General features: G+C 35.2%; 9 protein-coding genes. 2 read left to right on the top strand and 7 right to left on the bottom strand.

Translation table 11 applies throughout. The features are described from left to right. Window positions 1-28 precede the first annotated feature (28 nt). The 6 genes from WMO19_RS02195 to WMO19_RS02220 form a co-directional block, all read right to left on the bottom strand. Window positions 29-1,825, bottom strand: coding sequence for a homoserine O-acetyltransferase/O-succinyltransferase family protein (locus tag WMO19_RS02195; RefSeq protein ID WP_349170023.1), 1,797 nt, complete (start codon window positions 1,823-1,825; stop codon window positions 29-31). Between the two features lie 515 nt (window positions 1,826-2,340). Then, window positions 2,341-3,888, bottom strand: coding sequence for a citrate lyase subunit alpha (citF, locus tag WMO19_RS02200; protein WP_349170024.1), 1,548 nt, complete (start codon window positions 3,886-3,888; stop codon window positions 2,341-2,343). Further along, entirely contained in the window at window positions 3,878-4,777 is a 900-nt protein-coding gene (gene citE / locus WMO19_RS02205) for a citrate (pro-3S)-lyase subunit beta (RefSeq protein ID WP_277218272.1), read from the bottom strand. Before citE ends, citF begins: the two co-directional genes overlap by 11 nt. 4 nt (window positions 4,778-4,781) lie before the next feature. Continuing rightward, window positions 4,782-5,063, bottom strand: coding sequence for a citrate lyase acyl carrier protein (citD, locus tag WMO19_RS02210; RefSeq protein ID WP_316719598.1), 282 nt, complete (start codon window positions 5,061-5,063; stop codon window positions 4,782-4,784). Window positions 5,064-5,077: 14 nt separating this feature from the next. Next, window positions 5,078-6,367, bottom strand: a complete 1,290-nt coding sequence (locus WMO19_RS02215; protein WP_349170025.1) for a 2-hydroxycarboxylate transporter family protein — start codon at window positions 6,365-6,367, stop codon at window positions 5,078-5,080. A 271-nt stretch (window positions 6,368-6,638) separates the two neighbouring features. Then, the gene (locus WMO19_RS02220; RefSeq protein WP_349170026.1) at window positions 6,639-7,556 is read right to left on the bottom strand and encodes a LysR family transcriptional regulator; all 918 of its coding nucleotides are present in this window, start codon (window positions 7,554-7,556) and stop codon (window positions 6,639-6,641) included. Window positions 7,557-7,683: 127 nt separating this feature from the next. On the opposite strand from WMO19_RS02220, the gene WMO19_RS02225 reads away from it, so the two are divergent. Beyond that, window positions 7,684-8,982 (top strand): CitMHS family transporter, encoded by a 1,299-nt coding sequence (locus WMO19_RS02225; protein WP_349170027.1) that lies wholly within the window; start codon window positions 7,684-7,686, stop codon window positions 8,980-8,982. Between the two features lie 245 nt (window positions 8,983-9,227). Here the strand turns inward: WMO19_RS02225 and WMO19_RS02230 are convergent, their stop codons facing one another. Next, on the bottom strand, window positions 9,228-10,415 hold the full coding sequence (locus WMO19_RS02230; RefSeq protein WP_349170028.1) for an NADP-dependent isocitrate dehydrogenase: 1,188 nt from the start codon (window positions 10,413-10,415) through the stop codon (window positions 9,228-9,230). A 336-nt stretch (window positions 10,416-10,751) separates the two neighbouring features. Between WMO19_RS02230 and WMO19_RS02235 the strand changes: the two genes are divergently transcribed. Beyond that, on the top strand, window positions 10,752-12,134 hold the full coding sequence (locus WMO19_RS02235; RefSeq protein ID WP_349170029.1) for an S-layer homology domain-containing protein: 1,383 nt from the start codon (window positions 10,752-10,754) through the stop codon (window positions 12,132-12,134). Window positions 12,135-12,179: the final 45 nt, after the last annotated feature.

The raw sequence follows: 12,179 nt of genomic DNA on the forward strand, positions 1-12,179 counted from the left end.
CAAAGTTTTTACACTCTGGCTCCTTTTTTTAGTCTTTAATAACTGTTCCATGATTTCTAGGATTATTTGTGTTTAAAATTTTTATGGTAATATTTTTTTCTTCAACGGGCCTTATGGCATCGCCTTGGTAGACCTGGGCCCCCTTATCTATTATTTCCTTTAGCTCCTTAAAATTTAGCTTGTCAATTGTCTTTGCATCAGGATCCTTATTGGGGTCTGATGTCATTATTCCATTTACATCAGTCCAGTTTTCGTAGACCTTGGAGTCCAGCGCGTAGGCTATAAGGCTTCCTGTGTAGTCGCTGCCGCCCCTTGTGAAAGTTACAATGTCGCCATTGTTGTCGCTGCCATAAAATCCCGGTACCACTGCCTTTTGGTTGTCGCCAATGTGGATTCTTATTGACTCTCTTGATTTTTTTAAATCAACTTGACCTTCCTCGTCAAAAATTATTATGTCCTTGGCGTCTATAAAGTCGTAATCTAAATATTTTGACAAAAGTTTTGCATTTAAAAACTCGCCCCTGCTGACGATGAAGTCCTTGTTATTTGAATTTTTTATCTGGTCAAAGACAAATTTTAGTTCATCGTCCCAAAATTCTTCAAGTTTCAAATCCACTGCAATGTCAGAAAATCTTTTTTCAATTTTTTCCAGTTGGGTGTCCCTATAGGCTCTTTGGGCAGCAAGCTCTTCTTCAAGAGACTTTATAATTTTTTCAAGGTTCTCAATTTTTGAATTTTTATCAGATAGAGAAATTAATTCATCTGTGACCTTTGTGTCTTCTTTAAATCTTCTTCCCGGTGCAGAAACTACAATTACATCTCTGTCTTCCTTGGAGAAAATAATTTTTTTCACCTTGGCAAATTGTCCCGCGTCCTTTAAGGAGCTGCCGCCAAACTTTGAAACAGACTTGCCTTCTATTGTTTCAATGGCAAAAGGTGTCTCTTGATATACGCAGTAGTTTAGCCAGTTGGAGAAGAACAAGTTTCCTGCAGACCTCCACCTAATTTTTATTTCCTTCTTAGGGTCATTGTCCTCATAATAATTTTGTGGTGGGGCAATTTTCTTGCCCTGAGAAATATCTCTAATGTATTCACTGTGTAGGGTGTCCTTGTCATATTCCCAGTGACCAAAGTTAAATACAAAGCGGTTGTCCTTTGTAGTGGCAAGGGAAACTCCAGTGTCAGGTCTTGCTGCAAGGACTTCTAAGTCTTCTATGTCCTCTAGGTCTTCTGCCTTAACATAAGTGTGCCTTGATGTTGGAACTAAAAATGTGTCGTCAAAACCCTTGACGATTTTATTGTCCTTTAGCTTGTCAAATTCAAAGACGCCAAATATTTTTCCATCAGACACCTTGTGGTCAATCTTGTAATAGTGATAGAGGGCTGCTTGGGCTGACCAGCATATAAACATTGTGGAGTAGACATTTTCCTTGGCAAATTCAAAAATTGTCTTTAGTTCGTCCCAATATTTAATTTCTTCATAGGCAATAGTTTCAATTGGGGCTCCAGTTATTATCATTGCGTCGTACTTCTTGTGCTTAATATCTTCATAGGTTTTGTAGAAGGCTCTTAGTCTTTTTAAATCGCTATTTGTTGGATTGTAGGACTCCATTCTCACAAGGTCAATATTTATTTGAAGGGCTGTGTTAGATAACATTCTCAAAAGTTGAAGCTCTGTCTCTTCCTTTTTAGGCATTAAATTTACAATTGCAATGCTAAGGGGTCTTATGTCCTGCTCCTTGGCAGATGAATCTCTCATTGTAAAAATATTTTCTCTCTCTAAAACTTCTTCAACTATTAAATCTTTAGGTATTATTAAGGGCATTTTTTATTCCTCTCTTCTATAAAATTTGTACTTGTGAGTAATTTTAAATTTTTAGGCTTTATAAAATAAAAAAAGCTCCCGTCCCATAAGGACGAAAGCTTCGTGTTACCACCTTAATTCTCCCTTATCTCGCAATAAGGGACTCTTCAAGTACTAGCATACTCTATCGCTATAACGGGCGAGCCCGTACTCATCTAAATATCGACAAGCACTCGAGAAAGACCATGTTCACTTATTTTTCTTCTACTTCTTTCACCAAACGAAGCTCTCTGTAATCAGTCCAACAAGTTACTCTTCTCTCTGTTGAGTTTAAATTTTATACTATGATAGCATCTAATATTATTTATGTCAAATAATTTTATTTTGCTTATGGATTTAAAATTTTTCAAGTAGCCCAAAATTTTTTCAGGGTCAAAATTTTTACCATGAATAAATTTTGAGACCAAGAACTTCTTATAAAAGTCAAAAAAAGAGAGACCGCAGCCTCTCTTAATAGTATAGTTAGATTTTTTACTTTAAGCTTCCTTTTTAATTACATCAATTATAGAACCATCTCTGTATTCTACAACTGCAACTACTTCATCAGAGAACTTAATTTCTTCAGGTTTACCTGTAAGTTTTTCTGCCATTTGTTGCAATTCTTTGATGTCTTTAATTTCAAGTCCAGCTTCTTCAAATTTTTCAATTAGGTCTTTTCTCTTTGGATTTACAGCAATGCCGTAGTCTGTACATACTACATCAACGGATTCGCCAGGTGTACAAACTGTTGTAACCTTATCCATGATAATTGGATTTCTTGACCTTACAAGTGGTGCAAGGATAAGTGACATCTTTGCTCCAGGTGCAGTGTCTTGGTGTCCACCAACTGCTTGGTTGATTACTCCATCTGATCTTGTCATTACATTGACATTGAAGTCTGTGTCGATTTCAAGTGCGCCAAGTAGTACAAAGTCAAGAGTGTTAACTGCTGGTGTTGGGTTGTTTGGATTTGCATAAGATGATGCTGTTTGTTCAAAGTGCTTTGGATTTTCGCGAATTGATCTTACTGCATCAAGGTCAAAGGATTGTGTATCGTAAATACCATCAATTAGACCTTCTTCAAGCATTGTCACCATATATCCAGTGATTCCACCAAGTGCCATTGAAGCTTTTATATTGTCCTTCTTCATTTCTTCACGAAGAAGTTTTGCCACTGCAAGTGTTGAACCTGCAGCTCCAGTTTGGAATCTAAAGCCATCTTTATAAAGTCCAGATGCCTTAATTGCCTTTACAGCATTATTGGCAATCAATAAATCTCTTGGGTTGTCATTAAATCTAATTGAGCCAGAAACAATCCCCTTAGGGTCCCCTATTGCGTCAACTTCAACTACATAATCAACATACATCATGCCAATTGATGCAGGAATGTTAGGGAAAGGTACAAGATTATCTGTGATTGCAATTACGCAGTCAGCATACTGAGCGTCAACTATGGCATAGCCTAGTGAGCCACAAGCAGCTTTTCCTTCTCTACCATTCATGTTGCCGTATTCGTCACAAGATGGTGCAGCTAAAAAGGCTACATCAATGTGAAGTTCGCCATCTTCAATAGCTCTTGCACGGCCACCGTGAGAACGAATTATACATGGTTTTTTAAGGATTCCTTGTGAGATTTTTTCTCCAAGTTCTCCCCTAAGTCCTGATGATTGAATGCCAGTGATTACACCTTTTTCAATTAGCGGAATTAGTTTGTCGTGGCAAGGTGATAGTGATGATGGAGCAAGAGTTAGGTCCTTAATGCCCATATCAGCAATAACTTGCATAACCATATTTACAACATAGTCACCATTTCTTAGGTGGTGGTGGAAGGAAATTGTCATTCCATCCTTAAGTCCACTTTTCTTTACAGCTTCTTCAATAGAGCCTAAAAGTTTACTTTCGTCTCTTCTTCCATATCTAATTTTGGGAGAAGCCTTTCTATCAGTTCTAAGATATTTGCCTTCGCCTTTAAAAGGAACAAGTTCGCCAATGCCTTCGAGGTATTCAGGGATATCTCTTCCTACTGCATTTTTATTATAGTTCATCAATATCCTCCTTCTTTAGCACTCCACTTGCTACTGCAAGGTCAAGAACTCTTTGTGCACCAGCAATAACTGGATAGTCAACCATTTTTCCGTCAACTGTAATAACTCCAGAGCCCTTTCTTTCAGCTTCCTTTGAACCTGCTATAATTCTTAGTGACTTAGTAATGTCTTTTTCAGTTGGTGTGTAAACTTCATTTACAACAGCAATCTGTTTAGGGTGAATAACAGACTTGCCATCAAAGCCAAGGTCCTTAATAAATTGAACTTCTTCTCTAAAGGCATCCATGTCGCTTAAGTTTGTGTTAACTGTATCGAAACAAGCAATGCCTGCATTTCTTGCTGCAAGTACAATTTGACTTCTTGCTGCAAAAAGTTCCCAACCATGTTTAGACCTTTGTGTCTTTAAATTTGTAACATAGTCGGCAGCTCCAAGGGCAATACCCATCATTCTAGGTGATGCCTTTGCAATGTCAACTGCATTAATTACACCAGTTGGAGATTCAATGGCAGCCATCATAAGAGTTCTTCCTTGGCATCCCATTTCTTCTTCTACTTCTGTAATAATTTCGTCTACATCTTTTACATCTTGTGCAGTTTCTGATTTTGGTAATCTAATTACATCTACTCCAGCTTTAACCACTGCCTTAATATCTTCACGTCCAAAAGGTGTGTCAAGGGCATTTATTCTTACAACAACTTCAGTTTTTCCGTAGTCTAAAGTTTTAAGTGCATTGTAAACTAAAAATCTTGCCGCATCTTTTTGATTGATACTCGTTGCATCTTCAAGGTCGATCATAATTGAATCAGGGCCATAAATATGAGCATCAGTGATGTTAGCAGGGTTGTTACCTGGAAGAAACATCATTGTTCTTCTTAATCTCTCTTTCAAAATATCAGCTCCAATTATATTCTGTACTTTCAGCTGCTCTAAAGCATGCTGCTTCTACTCTTGCTTTAATAGTGTAGTCCAAGGCTCCCTTGTCTACAGCAGTAACTTTTGCATTTTCTACCTTTAATTCTTCTAAGGTATCTCTAATAACTTTTTCAATTTGTTTGCCAAATTGTTTTTTCACTGAACTTTCAAGTTCAATGGAAATGCCTTCGCCGTTGTCAACTGTTATTAAAATATCATTTGACTCAAGAGTTCCAGCCATTGCTTCTTTTTTTAGTTTCAAAAATATCCCTCCTACTACATGAGCGTTCCAAAGAGTATTGATCCTATAACAAGTATAATACCTCCGCCAAGTCTTGATGAAAGTTGTGCATAAGAAATTAAATCCATTCTGTCAGCTGCTCCAAGAACTGCCAAGTCTCCAGATCCACCTCTGTTTGCCATACAAAGTCCTGCAGTAACAGCAGAGTCAACAAAGAAGAATCCTACAAGGTGTCCAACAAGTCCTGAACCAATAACAGCACCAACAACAATTAAAAATGACATAACAACATTTCCAAAAGTGATAGCGTCTCTTAGTTCAACTAAGTCAGTTTCAACACCAACCCCAACCATAATTAAGATTACAATGTTTTTTGTGAAGAAAGATTGAACTTCCTTAGCAGCTTGTCTAAGTGGTCCAGGAACAATTCCAAGTCCATTAGCAAGAGCAACAATAATAATCATAAAAGCAAAGGGATGAATTGGCACTGAAGGAACTAGTGGATCCCAAACTTTATCTGCGATTAGTCTTCCTAGTTGGTAGAAAGTAAGAGCCATTAAAATTGCTCCAGCGTAGTCCTTTAATTGTGTAGTGAACTTTTCTTCATTTTGTTCAATTTCAGGAGCTGATCTCATAAGAGTTTTCTTATCTCCTGTAAGGCCTGGCTTACTGCTTCCAATCTTATTTAAAATACCACCTGCAATAATAGCAAAGATATTTGCAATTGTAAGAATTGAAATAGCAAAACCATAGTAGTTTGCAGCAGCATCTCCTGTAACTCTTTCATAAATTTGACTTAGAGGAACTGCACCTGCACCGTTACCTCCACCCATTACTGGAAGAACATACTTTAAAACAGTTTCAGATGGAGAAACTCCAAAGAAAAATCCCCCAATAATGCCAAGAATGGCAGCACCTAAAACTCCACCAAGGATTGCTGGAATATATCCTGCAAAAGACTTGATCATAAGATCTCTATTAAGTCCTAGAAGTGAACCAGAGATAAGCATTATGATAAAGAAGTTTAATAGTCCCATAGGCTTTGAGTTAACAGATGAAATAAGTTCTACATATTCTTCTGGTATAACATTTAGATAAACTAAAACTGCTGTACCCAAGAAGGCAAGAACAAGTCCACCACCAACATAAGTATTCCAGATTGGAATAATCTCTCCAATTTCATATAAAATAATACCTATTGCGAACATAAGGGCAACGCCGCCCGCTAAATCTTTTGACAAAACTCCCGTGTATGTTGCTATGAAAACAATTATTGCTAAAACCAATAACATTGGAAGGTTAAGTCCAAAATATTTTTTCTTCATAGAAAAAACCTCCTTTACATTTACTTTTATAATACCCTAAAAACTCATTGTTACGCAATAAGATAAAGCCTATTTCTCGCAGTTTGCAGCAAATGTTATGTTGTAGGTCCAACAAAATTATTTTGTGACAACGCTTTTAAAATAGCAATTAATTTTGAAAAAATAAGGTCATTGCTTGCTTTTCTTTAAATTTATTAGCTTAATATATTGAATTAATTTTACTTTGAAAAACAAGAAGTACTTTAATAAAAACAGTCCTTTAAAATTAAATTTATTTAAAAAACTTTTTTACCTCATCTATAAAAACTTTAGTAGCTTGGGACTTGTATATATCTGGGATTGTTAGAATTGCAGTGTACCAAATATTTTCTTCTGTCCCAGATAAATTAAAGCTGTCATAATTTTTATCTTGGCTAAAGATGTTTAAATAGTCCTTGGGTATTATAGTAATCCCCATTCCATTGGCAGCAAGTCTTTTTGCAGTTTCAAAGTTTTTTGTAGTAAAGACGACATCTGGGCTTATACCATAAGATTTTATCGTTCTGTCTTGAACTTTTCTTATGCCCTTATTAATATCTAGAAGAATAAATTTTTCTCCCTCAAGATCTCTCAAATCCACATAACTTTTTCCATCTTTAACTTTTATTTTGTATGAATCTTTTAAATAAGCTTTTGGAGTTACTAAGAGAAATTCGTCTTCCTTGAGGATTTCATAATTTATTTTCTCATTCATTTCCTTTTTATGAACATGAGTAAGTGCAAAATCAACATTTCCACCTAGTACCAAGTTTTCAAGTACTCTTGTGTTCTCTTCTCTAATAATAATTTCGATATTCGGATAATTTTTGTTAAAATCTGGTAGAACATTGGGTAGAATATTCATTCCCATATATCTGGCAATGCCTATGACTAGCCTCCCTGCCTTTAATTCATTTATGTGAGTTATTTCAGACTTGAAGTCACTGTAAATATCGAGGATTTCCTTTGCCATAAGATAATATTTTTCTCCTGCATAGGTTAATTTCATTCCCCTTGGTTCCCGAATAAATAAATGAGTGCCTAATTCTCTTTCTATCCTTTGAAGAGATTGACTAAGACTTGGCTGGGCAATAAAAAGCTCCTCTGCCGCCTTGGAAATTGACTTAGTGTCAGCTATAGTTTTAATATAAAGTAATTCTCTATCGTTCATAATCCACTCCCATAGTTAAAAACTATATGACCTATTTTTAATTCATATTTGTTATATAGCCTCTTTAGTACGATAATATTTTATATATATGAAGACTTTATGTCAATTACATAACGGGAGGTAAATTATGTTATCATTAGTAGGTTTTTTATTAGTTTTAGCAATTATAGTTTTGCTATTAAAAGGAAAGATGAGTCCCATTGTTGTTCTTGTTTTGGTTCCTAGTTTAGCTGCTCTTTTAATTGGAACTAATATTGCCGATCTTAAAGAAATGATTGGCGAAGGTATGAAAACAGTTTCTAACAACTCTATTTTATTTATTTTCTCCATTATATTCTTCTGCATTATGAGTGATGTTGGAGTATTTGATGTCATAGTAGATAAACTTGTTGCTATGGCGGGAGAAAATGTTATTGCAATCACAGTTGCAACAGGAATAATAGGTATAATAGCTCACCTTGACGGTGCTACAGCAACAACTGTACTTATTACTATCCCAACAATGTATCCTATATACAAGAGAATGGGAATAAGACCTCAAGTTTTACTTTGTTTAACTGCTTGTTCCATGGGTGTTATGAACCTTTTACCATGGGGTGGACCTGTCGCAAGAGCTGCAACAGTTCTTGGTGTTGATGCAACTGGACTTTGGTTAAAATTAATACCAATTCAAATCTTTGGTATAGTTTCTACAATAACTTTGGCTGTTATCCTCGGTACCATAGAGAAGAAAAGAGGGGCAGGAACAACTTTGAAGATTGACTCTTCAGTTGTTGAAAAGACTAAAGAAGAACTTGACCCAAGATTTAAGAAGCTTCTCCCATTAAATATTATTTTAACTATTGCTGTAATTGGTCTTTTAATGGTCGATGTCCTTCAATCTTACTATGTATTTATGATTGGGCTATCTCTTGCTCTTTGCATTAACTATCCTAGTCTTAAGGCACAGAATGAAAAAATTAAGGAGCACGCTGCATCTGCTTTAACTATCTCCGCAACAATTTTATCAGCAGGTATTATGGTCGGTATAATGGACGGAACTGGAATGATTGAAGCAATGGCAATTACTCTTACAAATATTATTCCTAGTGCCCTTGGCAGATTTACTCACCTAATCTTTGGATTCCTAGCACTTCCTATGGGAATGTTAGTAGGTACTGATGCATACTTCTTTGGACTAATGCCACCAATTATTGAAGTTGGAAAGGCTTTTGGCGTAGAAGGAATAAACACAGCTATGGCTATGTTAATTGGAAAGAACGTATCCCTAATGATATCTCCACTTGTTCCTGCAACTTATCTTGCACTTGGACTAGTTGAAGATCTAGAATTAAAGGACCACATCAAGTTCTCTTTCAAATATCTATACCCTGTATCCGTTTTAATGGTTATAGCTGGTCTAGTATTTGGAATAATACATCTATAAAGTTAAGATTAAAAGCCGGCTTAGAGCCGGTTTTTTTGTACCCTTCTTTTCTATTATCTTGCTTTTCTATATGGGAATTCTTTTTGGTTTTACAATTCATGCTTTTTTTATAATTAATAAACATTTCATAACACAAATCCTTTTTCATTGACAATAAAAAAAGAGCAAGCTTTTAATAATAATCCCAAGAGTTAGATTTAAAAACTAACTCTTGGAGGTCAGTTAACCTTGCCTGCTCTCATAATTTATAGAGACTTGTCTAAAAATTCTTTTACCTTTTCTATAAATTCAATGTAATTTACTTTTACGTAATCTTTTTTATTATAACTTGATATTAAATCGCCTGTTATAAATCCATTTTCTATAGTGGCTCTAACAGCTTTCTTTAATTTTACACCAAATTCTTCTAATTCTTTATTTCCATCAAGTTGGCCCCTCTTTTCAATGCCAGACGCCCAAGTAAATATTAGTGCAACTGAGTTTGTGGAAGTGATCTCACCCTCTTGATACCTTCTGTAGTGATCCGTTACTGTTCCATGTGCTGCTTCATATAGATAAGTTCCATTTCCAATTATCGAAGATTCCATCAGTGATAGTGATCCATAAACTGCAGAAATCATATCACTCATTACATCGCCGTCATAATTTTTTAGAGTCCAAAGAATGTTACCCTTTGATTTCATTATTTGTGCTATGGCATTATCGATTAAGTAATAATTGTAAACTAATCCATTCTTTTCGAATTCTTTTCTATATTCTTCAAAAGTTTCGTTAAATATTTCTTTAAAAACAGAATCATAACCTGGAACTACTGTGTCCTTAGTTGAAAAAATTAAATTCATCTTTTTTTCAAGTGCATATTTAAAACACTCATGTGCAAAATATTTTATTGACTCAACTTTGTTATATTGAGTTAAAAATATTGCATCGTAATCCGGTTTATATGAATATTTATTTTCTCCATTAATTGAAACATTTAATTCTTCGCCTTTTTTTAGGCTAAAAGATTTTGAAACATAAATATCTCCAAAGGAATGCCTTGCTATTGCTATTGGTTCCTTCCATGTTGGGATTAAAATGTCCAAACAATCAAAGGTAATAGGTTCTCTAAACATTACTCCGTCAAGATATGCTCTTATTGTAGCATTTGGCGATGGATAGATTTTTTTTAGGTCAAATTCCTTTACTCTGTCTTCGTTGGCTGTTATAGTAGCACACTTAACGCCTACCTTGTGTTTTTCTACAGCCTTTGCTGAATCAAGTGTAACCTCGTCATCAGTGTCATTTCTATTTTCCATTGATAAATCATAGTAGTCAACTTTTAAATCAATGTAGGGTTCAAGTAATTCTTTTTTTATATCTTTCCAGATGACCCTAGTCATCTCATCTCCATCCATTTCAACTATTGGATTTTCCATTTTAATTTTTTCCAAAATATTCACCTCTTGTAAAAATTCTATCAAAACACCCCTTATAAAACTAATATTAAAAAACAAGTGTAGGTATAGAGTATGCCTATATGTATTTTTATTCCTTTGTAAATTTTCCTTCTTCATCAAATACTACAAGTTATTCCATTTCTATTTTGGGTTGTTATTTTCTTGAAAATATTTTTCTCTTTTTTTGTATTTATTAGCTTATTTTGTGGCATAAGTTTCTTAAATCACTTATACTAATATCTGGGCTTTAGTGTTTATTTTTCTATTAATGCCCTTGAGTCTGGTAAAATAATTATTTACATAAATAAGATAAATTTTAAGGAGAATTTAATGAAAAAATTTTGTAAAATCTTTTCTGTCATTTTGTTGGCGACAAGTCTTTTGATTCCAAGTTCAGTCCTGGCATCTGAAAGAAATGATAAAATTGATGCTTTAAAAAGTTCTGGCGTGGTGAAGGGTTATCCTGATGGAAGTCTTGGTCTAGATAAAAACATTACTCGTGCAGAAATTGCTGTTGTCCTTACGCAAATAAAGGGCGTAAATGCCAAGGCTAGTGGCAAGCAAGTTTTTAAGGACCTAGACATGGATCATTGGGCTAGGTCCTATGTTGAAGCTGCCTGTCAAATAAAAAATCCACAAGGCATTCCTGCCCTTGCTGGCTATCCTGACGGAAGTTTTAAAGCTTCTAATAATATTACCTATGCTGAAATTCTAAAAATTTTAGTTGCTGCCAACAAAGCTGACTTGACAAGTTCTGATGTGGATAAGGCAACATGGCCATCTTCATGGATAAATTGGGCAAATTCCATGGGAATTATTGGACCAAATAGTGGCATTGGAAATTTTAATCCCAATGATTATGCTCCTCGTGGCGATGTATTCGTCATGATTTTTAATTCTTTATCAAATGAAGGCAAGCCTTCACAGTTAAATTCCTTGGAAAATTCTAAAAAGAATGCAAAGGAAACAATTGAAATAGACTTACCTGGATATATTGGCACAAATCCATCAGAAAATCCTAATCCTGTTACTAATAATGCTGAAAATAAAAAAACTGCGGGAAAAAGCAATATGGAAATAATAAATTCCTTTAACAATGGCGAAAGTTTTAACCACGATAGATTTCATCAAGAGTTTTTGGCTCTGGTAAATGCAGACCGTCAAAAATTAGGTCTCAATCCTCTTAGCTGGGCTGATGACTTAGATAGGGGATGCATTGCTCGTTCTGAAGAGCTGGCAAAATATGGTTCCATTACTGTCAACGGAAGGAGTCATGTTCGCTTAGATGGAAGCAAGTGGGACACAGCTGTCGACTATTTAGAGTCCCAGCTTAAAACAACTACTCGTGGAGAAAATCTCGCCAATCTGGCTTATTCCTATAGCGGCGATGAAATGATGGCAGATCTTAATAAAATATTGACTGATGAAAGGGCTATGGCAGAAAAGTTTTATACAAATTGGTGGAATTCTCCAGGTCATCGAGACAATATGATGGATCCCAACTATACTTGTCTAAGTGTTCAAGTCCGAGCAAGCAATAATATAAGAAAGGGCGGCCTTGGTAAAAATAGCTACTTTATTGTTGGGACAACTCTTTTTAGGGGAGACTATAGGGACTATGGCAAGAAAAATGACTTTGGCGATGACAATGGCTTTGGGAACTTTAACGGCTTTGATGGCTTTGGAAATAGTAAATACTATATAGAACATTGATAAAACAACCCCCAAGATTATGTTTATTATAATCTTTGGGGGTTG

Source organism: Peptoniphilus hominis (ex Hitch et al. 2025) (assembly GCF_040096015.1).
Taxonomy (GTDB): Bacteria; Bacillota; Clostridia; order Tissierellales; family Peptoniphilaceae; genus Peptoniphilus_A; species Peptoniphilus_A hominis.